At 70.0% G+C, this 16,093-nt stretch carries 13 protein-coding genes; 7 read left to right on the top strand and 6 right to left on the bottom strand.

Annotated features, from left to right (window positions below; translation table 11 throughout):
* The first annotated feature begins 31 nt into the window (after window positions 1-31).
* A complete protein-coding gene (locus LTT66_RS10765; RefSeq protein ID WP_195066505.1) occupies window positions 32-676 on the top strand; it encodes a DUF1707 SHOCT-like domain-containing protein in 645 nt (214 codons plus the stop codon).
* 9 nt (window positions 677-685) lie between these two features.
* Here the strand turns inward: LTT66_RS10765 and LTT66_RS10760 are convergent, their stop codons facing one another.
* The gene (locus LTT66_RS10760) at window positions 686-1,177 is read right to left on the bottom strand and encodes a beta/alpha barrel domain-containing protein (protein ID WP_233066409.1); all 492 of its coding nucleotides are present in this window, start codon (window positions 1,175-1,177) and stop codon (window positions 686-688) included.
* 148 nt (window positions 1,178-1,325) lie between these two features.
* Here LTT66_RS10760 and LTT66_RS10755 point away from each other — a divergent pair, with 148 nt between their 5' ends.
* Window positions 1,326-1,694 (top strand): MerR family transcriptional regulator, encoded by a 369-nt coding sequence (locus tag LTT66_RS10755; protein WP_233066407.1) that lies wholly within the window; start codon window positions 1,326-1,328, stop codon window positions 1,692-1,694.
* On the opposite strand, the gene LTT66_RS10750 is transcribed toward LTT66_RS10755, so the two are convergent.
* The gene (locus tag LTT66_RS10750) at window positions 1,691-2,881 is read right to left on the bottom strand and encodes a helix-turn-helix domain-containing protein (RefSeq protein ID WP_233066405.1); all 1,191 of its coding nucleotides are present in this window, start codon (window positions 2,879-2,881) and stop codon (window positions 1,691-1,693) included. The two genes, LTT66_RS10755 and LTT66_RS10750, sit on opposite strands and share 4 nt — an antisense overlap.
* A 372-nt stretch (window positions 2,882-3,253) precedes the next feature.
* Here LTT66_RS10750 and LTT66_RS10745 point away from each other — a divergent pair, with 372 nt between their 5' ends.
* The gene (locus LTT66_RS10745) at window positions 3,254-3,706 is read left to right on the top strand and encodes a hypothetical protein (RefSeq protein ID WP_233066403.1); all 453 of its coding nucleotides are present in this window, start codon (window positions 3,254-3,256) and stop codon (window positions 3,704-3,706) included.
* Between the two features lie 142 nt (window positions 3,707-3,848).
* A complete protein-coding gene (locus LTT66_RS10740) occupies window positions 3,849-6,188 on the top strand; it encodes a DUF2339 domain-containing protein (protein WP_233066401.1) in 2,340 nt (779 codons plus the stop codon).
* Window positions 6,189-6,212: 24 nt separating this feature from the next.
* On the opposite strand, the gene LTT66_RS10735 is transcribed toward LTT66_RS10740, so the two are convergent.
* The 4 genes from LTT66_RS10735 to LTT66_RS10720 are packed head-to-tail and all read right to left on the bottom strand — an operon-like array spanning window position 6,213 to window position 12,167.
* Window positions 6,213-9,224: an MMPL family transporter gene (locus LTT66_RS10735; protein WP_233066399.1), complete on the bottom strand. Its 3,012-nt coding sequence runs from the start codon at window positions 9,222-9,224 to the stop codon at window positions 6,213-6,215.
* Entirely contained in the window at window positions 9,224-9,952 is a 729-nt protein-coding gene (locus tag LTT66_RS10730; RefSeq protein WP_174189172.1) for an NYN domain-containing protein, read from the bottom strand. The genes LTT66_RS10735 and LTT66_RS10730 overlap by 1 nt, the downstream gene beginning before the upstream one ends.
* Complete coding sequence (gene trmB, locus LTT66_RS10725) at window positions 9,949-10,761, bottom strand: tRNA (guanosine(46)-N7)-methyltransferase TrmB (RefSeq protein ID WP_233066397.1); 813 nt, start codon at window positions 10,759-10,761, stop codon at window positions 9,949-9,951. Before trmB ends, LTT66_RS10730 begins: the two co-directional genes overlap by 4 nt.
* A gap of 59 nt (window positions 10,762-10,820) precedes the next feature.
* The gene (locus LTT66_RS10720) at window positions 10,821-12,167 is read right to left on the bottom strand and encodes a lipase family protein (RefSeq protein WP_233066395.1); all 1,347 of its coding nucleotides are present in this window, start codon (window positions 12,165-12,167) and stop codon (window positions 10,821-10,823) included.
* A gap of 151 nt (window positions 12,168-12,318) precedes the next feature.
* Here LTT66_RS10720 and LTT66_RS10715 point away from each other — a divergent pair, with 151 nt between their 5' ends.
* From LTT66_RS10715 to LTT66_RS10705, 3 genes are all read left to right on the top strand, one after another.
* The gene (locus LTT66_RS10715; RefSeq protein ID WP_233066392.1) at window positions 12,319-13,101 is read left to right on the top strand and encodes an SDR family oxidoreductase; all 783 of its coding nucleotides are present in this window, start codon (window positions 12,319-12,321) and stop codon (window positions 13,099-13,101) included.
* Window positions 13,102-13,168: 67 nt separating this feature from the next.
* Entirely contained in the window at window positions 13,169-14,302 is a 1,134-nt protein-coding gene (locus tag LTT66_RS10710) for a P-loop NTPase family protein (RefSeq protein WP_233066390.1), read from the top strand.
* Window positions 14,303-14,369: 67 nt separating this feature from the next.
* Complete coding sequence (locus LTT66_RS10705; protein ID WP_233066388.1) at window positions 14,370-15,917, top strand: hypothetical protein; 1,548 nt, start codon at window positions 14,370-14,372, stop codon at window positions 15,915-15,917.
* Window positions 15,918-16,093: the final 176 nt, after the last annotated feature.

Genomic DNA, 16,093 nt, shown 5'->3' with positions numbered 1-16,093 from the left:
GGTATCCAATGCGGTCGGCTCCGGCGGCGCGGTGGGCGACCGGGAACTGCGCGTGTCCGACGCCGAGCGCGAACACGTCGGTCAGCTGTTGCAGCGCGCGGTCGGCCTCGGCATGCTCTCGCTCGGCGAGTTCACCGAGCGGATGGACACCGCGCTGGCCGCCAAGACCCGTGGCGAACTGAACGCCGTACTCATCGATCTGCCCGGGGTCCGCCTGGTCGGGCAACCCGCCGCACCGCGGTCGCCGTTCGTGAACTCCGCGCCCGCTTTCGCCGCGCGGGCCCATCCCGTGCCCGGCGCGAACTCCGTGGGAAACGTCATCCGTTCGCGCATGTCCGGGGTGAACCGCCGCGGTCCGTGGCAGGTGCCGCCCACGCTGCACCTGAACAACTGGATGTCCGGGGTCACCTTGGACTTCACCGAGGCGATCATGTCGACCCAGGTGGTGGAGATCCGCGTCGATGATTTCTGCGGATCGCTCACCCTGATCGTGCCCGCGGAGGCCACCGTCGACCTGAACGGGCTGGAGTTGATCGGTTCCAGCGTGAACAACAAGGTCCGCACCGGGCCGCCGCTCGGCCCGCTGCACCTGGTGGTGCACGGCCGGATGCGATTCGGCTCGGTCACCGCGAAGCATCCGTTCAGCGCGCAGTGGCGCCGGTTGATAGGGCGCTGAGCCCAGGAGTCAGCCCGCCGCGGGGGCGAGCGCCGGGTAGCGGTGTATCCCTCGGCGCCGCCCACGTACATCAGGTACGCGTCGCGCACGGGGTTCAGGGGTGCGGAACCGCTCGACCAGATCGGGGTTGGCCGGAAGGAACGGCCCAGCGAGATCAGGTCGGCGCCGCCCGCGAGCAGGCGCTGCGCGGCTTGCCTGCCGCCGTCCTCGGGCCGGGGGGACGCCCCAGCCGAGGTTCGGGTCGGCGATCAGTACGCCCGGCCACAGCGCCCGGATGCGCTGCAACAGCGCATGATCCGGGTCGGCGAAGACGTAGTGCAGGTAGGCGAGGCCACGGTCGGCCAGCGCGGTGACGGGATAGCCATTCGCGCTGTGCACCTCCACCCCCGCGGCTATGGCGTTTCGGGCCGCCGGCACGAAATCGGCGATGGTGGCCCGGATATCGACGGTGGACATCTCCAGCGGGACGATGGCATCCTGCGCGCCGGTGGGAGCGTGCACGGCGCCGGGCAGCGGGATCGGCGAGGGCGGACCGGAGTCAGCCCGCTGTTGTCCGGATGCCCGAGTCCGCTGCGTTCGTCATGGGTCAGACGGTAAAACTTGACACTGATGTGAGATCCAAGCCCGGACGTGAAAGGCCAGGTGGCAGATGCGGATCGGAGAGCTCGCCGAGCGTACCGGCGTGAGTGAGCGGTCGCTGCGCTATTACGAGGAGCAAGGCATGTTGGCCTCCGAGCGCACGCCCGGCGGTCACCGCGACTATCCGGAGCGGGCGGTGGACCGGGTCATCCACATTCAGGAGCTGCTCGCGGCGGGACTCACCAGCAAGAAGATCGCGCGGATCCTGCCCTGCATGCGCGACACGGACGGCGGTCCGAACGAGTACGCCACGCCCGCACTGGTCACCGAGCTGCGAACCGAGCGGGAGCGAATCACCCGCACCATCGCCGATCTGCTGCGCTCGCGCGAGGTGCTGGACGAGGTTATCGAACGAGCCGGCGAACGGCCGGCGACCTAGGTGTTGACCCCGATCCGGCGGGCGAACGCGCGCAGCGGCACCTTGCGGTCGTGGTCGAGCAGTTCGGTGACGATATGGCGGGGCAGCGTCTGGTATTTCAACCAGTCCGCGCCGCCCACCCGTTCCGCGGTCAGCAAAGCGTCCAGCGCGCGCTGGTGCCTTCCGGTGCGGGTGAGCGCGACCGCCGTGTCGGCCAGGTGGCGTGCCCGCGACGCCTGCGGAAGACTGCCGTTGACCGGCATGTCCTTGGCGGCGGCCAGCGCCTCCGGGTAGCGCTCGGAGGAGACGTTGACATCCACTGTCTGCATGACGACCTGGGACGGGCCGAAATAGGTCTCGTAATCCTGCCGATCCGCGCCGATGCGCAGGGCGACCTCGCTCGCGGTCTCGACCAGCGACAAGGCGTCGTGGACGTCCTGCGCCCGGCCGGCCGCGGTCGCGCCTTGCAGCACCAGTGAGCCGTAGGCGGACAGGTGCGAGGGCGTGACCTCGCCGGAGGGCTCCAGGGTCGCGGCCGCGTTCAACGCGACACCGCGTGACTCGTCGTAGCGGCCCTGTATCAGCAACTGCCAGGCGACCGATCCGCGGATGGTGGCGAGCAGCAGCGGGTCGTTACCCAACTCGGCGGCGGCGAGCGCCTCCCGGATCGCCAGGAACGCCGGATCGGTCTGGCCGAGATGCACCAGCGTGCATCCGGTCACCCAGTACATCCTGGCCAGCAACTCGTTGGCGGGCGCGACCGAGCCGTTGCGCGCGGAGTGCACGGTGGCGCGCAGCTGGGTCAAACCGGGCGGAAGGATCGAGGTCAGCAGTTCGTAACGGCCCGACCAGTAGGCGCCCCAGGCGTATTCGACCGCGCGGCGACCGTCGTCCAGGCTGACCGCCGCCTCCTCCTTGGTCTCGCCGAGCAGGTCGTCGACCGGCGTCAGGGCGCGGCGGATGGCCACGATGCCCGCGTCCGGGTTGGCGGACGGCACGCCGTGGCGCTTGCCGATCAGATCGGCGATGTCCACGTCGAGGGCCCGCGCGATCTTCTGCAAGCTCGCGATGGAGGCGGTCTGGCGGCCGCCCTGCTCGAGCTTGCGCACCAGATCCACACTGACTCCGGCCTGGTCGGCGAGCTGGCGCTGGGTCAGCGCCTTGCCGCGGAACTGGCGGATCCGAACTCCGATCGACGATTCGTCCATACCCAAGTCCTTTTGTTAAATCTGGGTTTCAGAGTACGACGCTATGTTATCCGGTACGAACGAAGTGGGACATTGCGTACGACTCGTTCGCTGCTGGTTGGAATACCGTTGCCTTTCTGCAACTTTGACTGCAAAGGGCGGCGGCGATGAAAATCATGCCGAATAACACCGTGCAGGCCGGGCGCGCCGATCGCGCGTGGCGGCCCGGTGCACAGACCACGCGACCGGCGCGCCACAGCGCAACTCGATCGCTACGCCAGGTCAGCGCTCTGTCCGCGAACACCAGAACACGGGTGCGTGACCAGCGCGGGTTGCTACGCCGAAAGCCCGTCGTCTCGACCGTATTCGGCTTCTGCGATGCGGAGTAGGGCGATGTTCGAAGGCTGTCACACTCCCCATGAAATCGCGCATCTGCTGCGGCATACCTACGGGCTGCCGGTTCAGCTTCTCGCCGGCCGCCCGACCGTCACCACCGGTTCGATCATCGGGGCGATCGTCATGCCGCCGGAACTGGGGCGGATGGTGCTGTCCCAGTTGGGCCGCACCCACACCGCCCCCGTGATCGCCGACCCGGGCGAACGCACGTGGACCTTTCTCGTCACGCCGCCGAGCCCCGCTCGGCCGGTCGAGGTACCGGTCCGGCGCTGCCTCGCGGGCCACGAGGTCACCGTGGTCCCGGGCGGTCGCATCGTGCTGCTTCCGAGTTCCGATTCGGCGCTCGGCTGGCACTGGGCGGGCGAGCCCGCGCCGGGCGTCCTGCGCATGCCGTCTCGTTCCGCGGTGATCGACGCCGTCCACGAGGTCATCGGTTTGCGCGCCCACTGACCACCTGGCGCGACCGGCCCGTATCCGACTGCACGGGTGCGGGCCGGTCGGGCGGGGCCACCTGGGCGGCCGGGTAGAACTCTGCTGTCTACCGGGGGTAACTACTCATGCTCGCGCGCGTCGCGGAAACCAGCATGAAGGCATGACTACCTCCATCGATCCGGTGCTGCTCGCGCGGCTCTCCGGCGAGTTCACCACCTTGGGGACACAGCTGGGCGTGCTCGGGCGGGATCTGGAGCTGCTGCGCGAGCAAGTGGCCGCGAATTCGGGCGTCCAGAGGGATTCCGGCCCATCGGTGGCGCCCGGTGCGTTCGGGACCGGGGAAGCACGCGGTTCGGTATCCGGCGTCCCGGACGCTGCGGTTGCGGGCGGCTCGGTACCAGGTGGGGGCGGTATCCGGGCGTCGGGTGCGCCTGCGGAATCGACATCCAGTGGTGCTGCGGTCGGGGGCGGTTCGGTACCTGGCGGGGAGTCGGGTGTGCCTGTGGAATCGGCATCCGGTGCGGGCGGTGGCGCTCCGGTCGCGCGGAGTTCGGTACCAGGTAAGAGCGGCGTGGCGTGGGGTGTGCCTGGGGAGCCGGCATCCGGTGCGACCGGCCGTCCCGTCGCGGGGGCGGCGTCGACCGATTCGCCCGCGCGAGGTGAGTTCGCTGGATCGGAGCCCGCGCCCTCCGGCGCGGTACCACCGGTCATGCCGCCTTGGCCCGGCCATTCACCGACCGGTGGCATGCCCGTTCCCCCGCCACAACCCGCCTACGCACCACGTTTCGCCCCACCCGGCGGCGCTTGGGGTGGCGCTCCGTGGCCGCCGAACGCGCAGGGGCTGATGCCGGGCGCGGTGCCGCCGCGTCCGCCCGTTCCCCCGCGTGCGAGGCCATCGGTGCCGCACACGCCGTGGTGGCAGCGCGATGGGGTGATCAGCCGGATCCTGGCGCTGGCCGGTGTCGGGGTGACGCTGATCGGCGTCGCGATGCTGCTGGTATTGGCCGCGCAGGCGGGGTTCTTCGGACCGGTGCCGAGAGTGGTGGCCGGGGCGGTTTTCTCGGTGGCGCTGGTGGGCGCGGGCGTGCGGGTTTTCGGGCAGACCGGCGGGCGGGTCGGCGGTATCGCTCTGGCGGCCACCGGCATCGCGGGTGCCTATCTCGATGTCGTCGCGGTGACCGCCATCTACCACTGGCTGCATCCGGTGCTCGGGCTCGCCGTCGCGTTCGGTGTCGCGGCCGCGGGGGTAGCGTTGGCGATGCAATGGCGCTCACAGCCTTTCGCGGTGCTGGTGGTGCTCGCCGCGGCGGCGCTGTCCCCGGTGCTGACCACACGGCTGGTGCTGCTCGCGTTCTTGATCGTGTTGCAGTCGGCCTGCGTGCCGGTGCAATTGACCAGGAATTGGCCGTACCTGCATGTGGCGCGGACCTTGCCCGCCGTGCTGGCGACGTTCGCGTTCATCACCGCGGCGGTTGTCGGTACACCCGATGCCGGGGAGCGCATCACGCTGCTCGTCGCCGCGGCGGCGGTCGCGCTGGTCGGGCTCGCCGGGACGATCGTCGTCGTCCGGCACAGGCCGGACGATCTCACCGCCTCGCTGACAATGGCGGCAGCGCTCGTGCCGGTGCTGCTCGCCCCGGGGATGTTCGAGGAACGGGCCGTCGCGGTAGCGGTGGCGACGGTCGCCGCCACGGTGCTGTTGCTCGTCGCCGCGATGAGCATGGTGCCGAAACTGAATGCGGCCGTGCGCCTTCCCGGACACACCGCACTCGTGGCCGCCGTCGCGGGCTCGATCGCCTTGCTCGAGGCGTGCGTCGGCGCGACCGAGACCCGGACGCTGCCCACGGCACTGTTCCTGGTCGCGTTGACCTTCCTCGGCGTCGCGGGCCAGCGGATCTCCCGCACCGCGGCCGGCATCGGCGCCGCGTTCGCCGTGCTCGGCGGCTTCGCGTTGCTGAATATCGCAGGCCCGGAAGTCCTCGCCTCGCAGCATCGCTCGGAGACGAACCTGGGCGTGGCGACCGTGCTCGGCGCGGTGCTCGCCCTCGGGGTGGTCGCGGTCGCGCTGTGGTGCGCGCGGCGAATGGCCGGGTCGGCCGCGGGCAGTGAGTGGCAATGGATCACCGCGAGCGTCGCCGGGCTCTACGCGGTGACCGCGACGACCGTCTCCATCGGCGTCGCGACCGGTACGCCGAACGGGTTCCTCATCGGCCACAGCGGCGCGACCATCCTGTGGATGGCCGCCGCGACCGGCGCCCTCCTGTTCGGACTGCGCAGGCTCGCCACCGCACCCGCCGTAGCCAAACTCGCCTTGGGTTCGGGGTTACCGGTCACGGCAGCCGCTCTGGCCAAACTGTTCCTCTTCGACCTGGCCACCCTGGACGGCTTGGTCCGCGTCGCCGCCTTCCTCGTCGTCGGCATCCTGCTGCTCCTGGCCGGAACCCGCTACGCCCGCGCTTTCGCCGACGCGGGAGCGAGTCGTGACCCGCATGCCGAGTAGCCGACCTCGATCAGTGGCGTCCGTTCACTCGCGGTCGCGGCGGCGCAGGAGTTCGTTCACGCTCACCGTGCGGCCGTCGCCGCTGTGGTGCCGGCCTTCCTCGGGCCTGCCGATGTGGCGCCGGGAAGAGCGCAGTTCGGCCATCCAGCTCTCGATGCTGCTGCGATTCGTGGTGTCCGGTCCATTGTTCGGCTCGACGGGCGGCTCGGGCTCGGGCGCGCGATGCGCGGGAGCGCCCGGCACGTCGGGCGGCGAGTACCGCGCCTCGCGGGACGCAGCGGGCTGCTGTGCCAGGTCGACGGTCGGGTCCTGCGAAATGGCGGACAGTGGGCGGGCTTCCGGTGTGTGAGTCGGTCGCGGCACCGGCGGCGTAACCGGCGAGACGGCCGCGCCCGGGCTGTGCTCGGGGAAGATCATCGACGGCACACTGACGTGCGGTGCGTTCTGCTCCGGCGGGAGACCCGTGGGAGGCACCGGCCGCGGCGCCGGGGGATCTTGCGGCAGAGGGGGACTCGACTGTGGCCACAGCTGCGCCTGGTCCGGACGGGGCGCGTTCGGAGCCTGCGAAATTCGCCGCGGACGAATCGGCTCTCCCTGCGGGGGAGTGGAATTCCTCGGCGGTTCCGGGCGCTGCCTGGCCGGATCGAGCGGCGGCGGTGCGGGCGGCGCCTGCGGTGCGGGTGACGGCGGGATCCGGTCCAGCCGCCTGGTGGGCGCGTCGGCCTCGATCTCGGCGACCGTACGCGGCTTGCGCCTGCGCGGCACCTTGTTGGCGGCGGCGACGGCGGGGATCTGCATGGTCACCGGGTCGGTGATCGGGGTGGTCTTGACCAGGTCCACGACGTCGCCCCCGCCGACGCGCTCGTCGTCGAGGATGGGTTCGCCGAGCCCGACCTTCTCCTGCACCTTCTTCATCCAGGCCGGCGCCCACCAGCAGTCGTCGCCGAGGAGCTTCATGGTGGCCGGGACGAGCAGCATGCGCAGCACCGTCGCGTCGATGAACAGCGCGGCGATCATGCCGTAGGCGATGTACTGCATCATCACGAGGTCGGAGAAGGCGAACGCACCGGTGACGACCAGCAGGATCAACGCGGCCGCGGTGATGATCCGGCCGGTCTGCGCGGTACCGATCCGGACGGCTTCGGTGGTGCTCGCACCCTGCGCGCGCGCCTCGACCATGCGCGACATCAGGAAGACTTCGTAGTCGGTCGACAGGCCGTAGATGATCGCGATGATCAGCACCAGCACCGGCGACATGATCGGCTGCGGAGTGAAGTTCAGCAGGCCTGCGCCGTGGCCCTCGATGAAGATCCAGGTCAAGATGCCCAGCGTCGACCCGAGACCGAGGGCGCTCATCAGCGCGGCCTTGATCGGCAGCACCAGTGAGCCGAAGGTCAGGAACATCAGCAGTGTCGTGACGAACAGCACCAGCGCGATCATCAAGGGCATCCGGCTCAGCAGCGCGTCGATGCTGTCCTTCTGGATCGTCGGCTGACCGCCCACGAGCATGGTGACGCCGTCGGGTACCTCCATCGAGCGGAGGTAATCGATGGTCGGGTCGTAGTCCTCCGAATTGGCCAATGGTGTGGAGGTTTTGAAGATGGTCTTGTCGTTGGGCGCCGTACTCGGGGGGTAAGCGAATTCGCCGGCCAGGCCGGGCGCTTGGCTGGCCTCCTTCACCACCTTGCCCACGGCGGGAGCGAGGCTGGGATCGTCGACCACGAAAACCAGCTCGATCGGGTCCGACTTGCGGAGCGGAAAGACCGAGTCGAACTCTTTCTGCGCCAGCCGGGTCGGATTGTCCGGCGGCAGATACCGCTCGTTGATGCCGCCGAAACTGAGGTTCTTGACCGGGATGATCAGCAGCAGCAGAACGATGCACAGCGGGATGGCGATCTTGAGCGGGTGCTTCATCACCCAGCGGGTGGAGGCCCCCCAGAAGCCGCTCTCCACCTCGTCGGCGGTCTTGGTCTTGCGGAACCGCTTGAGGCCCAGCATGTCGACGCGCTTGCCCAGGACCGCCAGCATGGCGGGCAATACGGTGATCGAGCTCAGCGCCGCGAGGGTGACCGTCGCGATGGCGCCGTAGGCGACCGATTTCAGAAAGCCCTGCGGGAACAGCAGCATGCCGCCGAGGCTGGCGACGATCATCGTCGCGGAGAACACCACGGTGCGGCCGGCTGTCATCACCGATCTGCGGACGGCCGCCCTGGTGTCGTATCCCTCGGCGAGTTCTTCGCGGAACCGGCTGACGATGAACAGGCCGTAGTCGATGGCCAGGCCGAGGCCGATCATCGAGACGACCGGTGAGACGAACGAATTCACTTCGGTGAACTCGGTGATGAAGCGGACGATCCCCCAGGCGCCGATCACGGTGAGGCCGCCGACGATCAGCGGGAGCCCGGCCGCGACGATGCCACCGAAGATCAGGAAGAGCAGGATGGCCACGGCCGGGATGGCGAGGATCTCCATGCGCTTCTGGTCGTCGGCCATGGTGTCGTTCAGCGTGCCGGCGACGGCCTGCAACCCCGTCACTTGCACGTCGACTCCGGGGATGAAGAAGACGTTCTTCACCTTGCGGTAGTTACGCACCATCTCGGTGTCGTTGTCGCCCTTGATGGCGATGGACGCGAAAGCGTACTTTTTGTCCTTCGACGCGAAAACGCTGGTCTGCACCGGAATGTTCGCGTCGTTGCGCCAGTAGATCCCGTTGATCTTGGTGATCTCGTCCGGGTGCTCGCGGGGCAGGGCGGAAAGATTCTCGACGATCTTGCCGCTGAATTCCGGATCATCGATGGTCTTGCCCTCCGGCGCCGTGTACAACACGATGACGTCGGAGTTGTGATCGCGCTCGAAGGCGCCGTCTTTGATCCGCGCCGCGCGCGCCGATTCGGAGGTCGGGTCGTCCCACCCGCTGGAGCTGAGGTGGTCCTCCAACCCGAGGCCGTAGCCGCCGAGAGCCAGAAGACCGGCCACGACGATGCCTATGGTGACAAAACGCAGCCGGTATACCAGATCGCCCCAGCGTGTGAACACTAAGCGACTCCTTGGGCGGGGCGAGAGGTGAGCAGTGCCGACAGCGGCCGGAACGGCTGCAGCCAGGCACCCTCGTCGGGCAGCGAGTCGAGGCTCACCCGGGGCAGTGGTTCACGGAACACGCCCGGAATGTCCTCGAGGTCGATGAATTCGAGAGTATCGGATGTGACGGCCCAACTCGCGTGCTCGCGGAACCCGAGTACCTGGACCGGCACTCCTTTGGCGGCCAGTTCCTCCAGCGGTTCGCGGAACGCCTGGCCGTCGGCCGAGGCGACCATGATGCCCGCCAGGCCCGCGCCACGGCTGCGTAGGGCGATGTGCCCCAGCATGTCGGCGTCGACGTCGGAGTCCTCGTCGATCTTGGGTTTGGCGAAGACCGCGTAGCCGACGTTGCGCAGCGCCTCCACCCAGGGCCGGACGACGTCGGCGGTGCCGGGCGCGATGTTGGTGAAGACGGTGGCCTCGGGTTCCACCCGGTGCACCGCGCCCACCGAGAGTTCCGCGGTCCGGGCCAGCAGCCAGCGGCCGAGCGCGTCGAACCGGGGGCGGTAGGCCGCGGTCGGCCGACCGCCCAGGATGGCGCCGAGACCCATGTCGAGGTTCGGGGCGTCCCACACCAAAAGGACGCGGCGCACGTCCGGCGCCGAGCCGCCCAGACCTTCCGCTCCGCCTCCGTGCACCTCCCCGGCAACATCGACCACTTCGTGGGCCATCTCACTGACGCTCATCGGTCGATCTTCCCCCATATGAGCTCGGTGATGGCGCTACCGGCGCGATGTGCCTTGCCTTCGAATTTCGTGACGGGGCGTTCGAAACCGATGGGGGCCGTGGCGCGATGCTGTTCGCTGACCCCGCCCGTGGCCTCGTTCAATCCTTTGAGCAGGGGCTCCGCCATTCCGACCTGGTGAATGTGTTCGGCGTAGCCGGCATGGTCGGTGGCGACGTGCAGCACACCGCCCGGCTTCAGGCGGCTGGCGATCAACGCAACGGTCGCGGGCTGCAGCAGCCGCCGCTTGTGGTGGCGTGCCTTCGGCCACGGGTCGGGGAAGAAGACGCGTACGCCCGTGAGCGACTGTTCAGCAATCATGTTCTCCAGCACGTCGACCGCGTCTCCGCGCAGCAGGCGGATGTTGCCGATCCCTTCGCGTTCGATGCGCTGCACCAACTGCGCGAGGCCGGGTTGGTAGACCTCGATGCCGATCAGGTTCAGGTGCGGTTCGGCCTGCGCCATGGCGGCCGTCGCGGTGCCTGTGCCGCAGCCGATCTCGATGACCAGCGGCGCGTCCCGGCCGAACCAGGCGGCCGCGTCCAGCGGCTCGTCGGCGACCTCGCGGCCGATCGACGGCCACATCCGGTCCCAGGATTGCTGCTGGGTCGCGGTCAGCGCGCCCCTGCGCGACCGAAAGCTGGTGACTCGTGGGTACAGGCGGGAGCCGGTCTTGTGCCCGGGCCCGCCCTCGGCCGGAGCCGAAGCTGTGGACGGCGGGCCCGGAACTGACTCGGCAGTATGGTTCGCGGCGTCGTTCACGGCGTCCATTGTCCAGCATCCGGCGATCCGTGCGGCAAGCGGTTGTGCACGGGCCGCTGAGCAGGAGGTCAGGCGGCGCGCGCGGGCGCGATCCTGGCGGCCGTCGGCTGCTCCTGACGCAGCGGACGGCCCAGCGCGACCTTGGCCGCGGTCACCGCCATTTCCAGCAGGCCGCGCACGCCCGACGGCGAGGCGGCGACCGACCAGACGGTGCTGTCGCCGGTATCGCTCACCGGTTGCCCGGCAAGCCGGTCGGCCAGCCAGTCCAGGCTGATGGGCGTGGACAGCGGCAGCAGCGAGAAGTGCTCGCTGAGCCGGTCGCGGACGTAGGTCACCGCGGCGCCGCCGCGGCGGTACCGCGCCACCTGACCGTCGATACCGTCCATGTGAATGACCTGATCGTGGATGGGTTGCACCACCAGCAGCGGGCAGGTCGGCGCCGCGTTGCCGAGCCGCAGATCGTCGAACATCGCCCGCAGTTCCGGGGTGTCGAGGACCTCGGAGAGCGGGCGGCTGAGGAAGTCGTCCACTTTCTTGCCCGCGAGCCCGAGGATCGCGCCGAGCGGCGTCGCGTTCTCCGCGCGGACGACGAACCGGCGGCCCTCGGAGTCGAGTTCGTCATCGATGACCGAACTCAACGCGGGATACAGCCTGCGCAGGGCGGCGATCACGATGGCGGGCAGGCCCGCGAAGGGGGTGCCGTTGAGCCGGTCGAAGACCTGGCGCGGGTCGCCGACCGGGGCGCCGAGCACCGCGCCGACGATGTGGAGTTCCGGGGCGTAGGTGGGGGCCATCTCGACCGTCCACGAGCTGGCCATGCCGCCGCCGGAGTAGCCCCACACCGCGACGCGGGTTTCGGGGCCGAGCCCGAGCGGGCCGAAGCGCAGCGCGGCGCGGATACCGTCGAGCGCGCGGTAGCCGGGCTCCCGCGGGGCGCCGAAGTTTCCGTGCGGGCCTTCGTGGTCGGCGATGCTGACCGCCCAGCCGCGCCGCAGCGCGTTCGCGACCAGCAGCCATTCCAGCTGGGTGACCGACCCGAGCGCTCGCGCGCCGTAGCGCAGGGCGTAGGACGGGGAGCACTTCTCGGCCACCGCGTCCATCGCGGTCTGGAAGGCCAGCAGCGGGCGATCCTCGTCCGGCTCCGCGCCGAGCGGCAGCAGGACCGTGGTGATCGCCGCTTCCGGGGCTCCGTGCAGGTCACAGCTGCGATACAGGAGCTGCCAGGCCGACACCTGTTGCGGCACGATCCCGAACAGCGCCACCTCGATCTTCCTGCTGCGCAGGATGGTGCCCGGTGCCTTGGCCGCGAATCCCTTCGGCGGTCGATGGAACGGGTCCAGGCTGGGCAGCAAGGGTTTGCGGTCCGTGGGACAGCCGGGTTCCGGGTCGGCAGCGCCGATGACATTCGCGGTCATCGCAACCTCCTCATCGTCGAGGTCGGTTGCCGCATGCGAAAGGTGAAGCTGCGCACCGGTTGTGGTGCCGACCACTTCAGCAGGGTAAGTGACCGACCGGGCGTCTGGGAACCCCGGAGTACACGGCGTCCGCGGCACTAGACTCCCCGGCATGAGCAGACCGACAGTGTTCATCACCGGCGCGGCGGCCGGTATCGGGCGAGCCACGGCCTTGCTTTTCGCTGCGCAGGGGTACCACGTCGGGGCCTACGACATCGACGAAGTGGGCTTGACCAGGCTCTCTGGTGATATCGCCGACAAGGGCGGCATCGTGCACACCGGGGTGCTGGATGTGACGAACGACACGCAGTGGGCGGAGCGGCTGGCCGAGTTCCATGCCGCCACCGGGCGGCTGGACATCCTGGTCAACAACGCGGGCATACTGCGAGCGGGGCCGTTCGAGTCGCTCGAGCTCTCCGCCCATCGGGCGATCGTCGAGGTCAACCTGGTCGGAGTGCTCGCAGGAACGCACAGCGCGTTCCGCTATCTGCGCGACACTCCGGGCGCCCAGGTGGTCAACCTCTGCTCGGCTTCGGCGATCTACGGCCAAGCCGAACTCGCGAGCTACGGCGCGACGAAGTCGGCGGTCAAGAGCTTCACCGAGGCGCTGGACCTGGAGTGGGAGCGCTACGACATCCGGGTGCTGGCGATCTGGCCGTTGTTCGTGGCCACGGCCATGGTGGACGGTGTGACGACCGGGACGACGAAGTCGCTGGGTGTGCGGTTGTCGGCGGAGGACGTCGCCACCGGGATCTGGGAGGCCACGCGCAAGCGCGCCCGGCTGCCGAAGGTGCACTACGAGGTCGGCACGCAGGCGAAGGTACTGGCGACGGTGGCGAAATACGCCCCGAACTGGGCGGTGCGCACCGCGAACAAGTACTTCAGCGGCAGCTGAGCGGTCGAGCCTGTCCCGCGACCGGACTTCTGACACAATTGCGCACCGTAATAAGGGGGTGTGCAGCATGCCGACAGCCACTGATTCCGACGGGCCGTTGCGGGAGCGCGGCGTTCCCACGTCCGATCACGATCAGCTCGACAAGCTGCTCGCCGAATTGCGGTTCGGGCAGGGGCGCGATCCCCAGATCGGGTACGCCGCGGGAGCGGCCGTCAGCGCCTGGCGCAAACCGCCGCGTATCCAGGTGACCGGGCGTGCGCACGCGGGACGGACCACGGTGCTGCACGCGCTCGCGCTCATGTCCGCGGTGGAGACCGATCCGGTGGACCAGCCGGGGGCGCCCGATCCGGCGCTCGACGCCGACATCGTCGTCTACGTGTTGTCGGCCGCGCCGTCGCCCGCCGATCGCAGGGTGCTGGCCACGCTGCCGCCGCAGCGCACGATCGCGGTGTTGAACAAGGCCGACGCGATCGGCTCCCGCTGGGGCGACGCGGTGGCCGCGGCCGAACAGTACGGCAGCCAACTGCGGATTCCGGTGGTGCCGGTGGTCGCGTCGCTGGCGATGCGCACCAGGGCGGGCGCGCTGACCGGCGCCGAACTGGACCTGCTGCGCAAGCTGGCCGGTGCAGCCGACCCGGCGCTGATCCTCTCCCCGGATCTGTTCGTCGCGCCGGGGCCGGACGCCGCGCAGCGCGAGGAGCTGCTGCGCCGCTGGGACCTGTACGGCGTGGCCTGCGCGTGCGCGGCCCTTCGCCATGATCCGCAGCTCACCCCGCAGGCGCTGCTGCAGATACTGCACGCGGCCAGCGGCATCGACGCGCTGCACCGGCTGCTGCAGCGCCGCTACGAGCAGGTGTCCGCGCTGCGCGGCGGCGAACTGCTCGACGAGCTGGCCCGGCTCGCGGCCCGCGCGGTACCGGAGGAGGGCGGCCGTGCCCGCGACCTCTTGGAGTCCTATCTCTTCAGTGACGACGCTCTCTGGCTCGGGCTCTGCGCGGGACTCGCCGGGCCGGAGGTGGCTCACCTCGCGGCGGGATATCCCGCTCCCGCGCCATCCGACGCCGACGACGCGCTGACCCGCGCTTCCCGCTGGCGCGCCGTCGTCACCAGCGATATGCCCCCGGCGGCCCGTCGCGCCGCCTTGCGCGTGCACAACGGGTACGTCCGACTATGGGAACGGATGAGTAGTGCCGGTCTCTGAGCCCCCGGAATCCGCGACGGCGGCCGCGCCTGCCGGGGCGGATCCGGCCTCGGCCGCCGGACCTGAAATGTCAGGCCCGGCCGTCGGGGGCGGATCCGATCGCGCGGCCCTGACGACGGCGGTCGCCGCTTCGCCCGAGCTGGCGGCCGTGGTGGAGCGCTGGAACCCGCAGGGTATGGCGTTGTTGCGCGCGGTGCACGGGTCCGGCGCGGCGGGTGCGGTCACGGTGATCGGCCCCGCCGACGTCAACACGACCCTGCTGCGCACCGAGCTGGCCCGGTTCGAACCGCGCGTCACGCTGTCCGAACCGGTCGCCGACCCGGACGCGGTGGAGACCGCCTCGCCCGTCGGGGCCGCTCCGCCCGCGGTGGCGCTGATCCTGCTCGACGCCGGCACCACCCTCGGCGCGGACCTGCTGGGGGTGATCCACCGGTTGCGCGCGGACGGCACCCACCTGCTGCTGGCGATGAACGGCATCCACGCCTACCAGGACTGGCGCGCGGTGTGGACGCGTGACCTGGAGCTGCTCGCCGAGCAGGGTGCCGCCGACCTGGACATCGTCCCGGTCTCGGCGCGGTTGGCCGCCGCCGCACGTACCGCGGGCGACGCCGGACTGCTCGACCGCTCCGGTCTCGGGGCCCTGCACGCGCGGCTCACCGCGGCGGCCGCCGCCGGGGGTGACCGGCCGGGCGCGGTCACCGCGCGGGTCTTGGCCGACACCCGCCAGCGGGTGGTCGAGCAGGTGGCCGCGCTGCGCTCCGGCGCCGAACCGGCGCGGCTGCGCGAGCAACGCGCCGTTCTGCTGGCCGGCCGGGACGGCGGACGCGCCACCGCGATGTCCACCCTGCGCGGGCAGTTGCAGCTGGCCCGGGTGGACTTGATGACCGACATCGGCGCGCGAGTCCGCGCATTGCACGCCACCGCGCGCGCCGAACTGGACCGGCTGCGCACCGCGGCGATCGCCGATTACCCCGCCCGGCTCCAGCGAGCCGTCACGGAACTGACCGGCGCTTTCGACCCCATCATCGATCAGCGCCTCGCCGAACTGAGCGCCCGGATCGCGGGTGCGGATCGGGAGATACCGCCGCGACGGCGCGACCCGGCCCCTCGGGTGGGACCGGATCCCGGGCCCCGCCACCGGGGTGTCGAAGATCACCTTATGATCGCGCTCGGCGCGTCGGCGGGCGTCGGCCTCGGTCGCCTGCTGGTTGCTCCGTTCTCGCTCGTCCCCGCTCTGGACGTCGCGACCGTGCCGGTCACCCTGCTGCTCGGCGGTGGTGCGGCGGCGTGGGTGGTGCGCGCCCGCGGCCAGCTCGCCGAGCGAGCGCACATCCGGCAATGGGTGGCCGACGCGTTGGTCAACGTAAAAGCCCAGCTCGAGCAGCGAGTGGCGACCGCGCTCGTGGAAGCCGAGACGGTTTTGGCCGACCATGTGGTCCAGGCAAGCACCGCGCGAATGGTCGAGACCGATCGCCGGGTGGCCCAGGTGGAGGCCGAATTGCGCCGGATCGCGGCCGCGCAGCCTGGTCAACTCGCCGCATGCGAGCGCGATCTCCGGCTTCTCGATCGCTGGCTTCCACCTGTTGAAACGAACGACCAATTGGGTACACAGTGAGGAACCCGATACCGTACCGGCCGTCACATCGCGTTAACCTCTATTCAGGAACTTGGGCGTCCGCTAAGTCCTGATCTGCCGCCCTGCTGAGGGTGCGCATTCGACCGGTCGGAGCGGGCGCCTTCCCGCCAACGGTGGCGCTCGGTGCATTCGCGCTGGTCATGGGCCTAGGGCCA

The organism is Nocardia gipuzkoensis, from assembly GCF_021183645.1.
GTDB lineage: Bacteria > Actinomycetota > Actinomycetes > Mycobacteriales > Mycobacteriaceae > Nocardia > Nocardia abscessus.
Note: the sequence above shows the minus strand (reverse complement) of the source record. Positions and strands in the feature narration are given on the sequence as shown.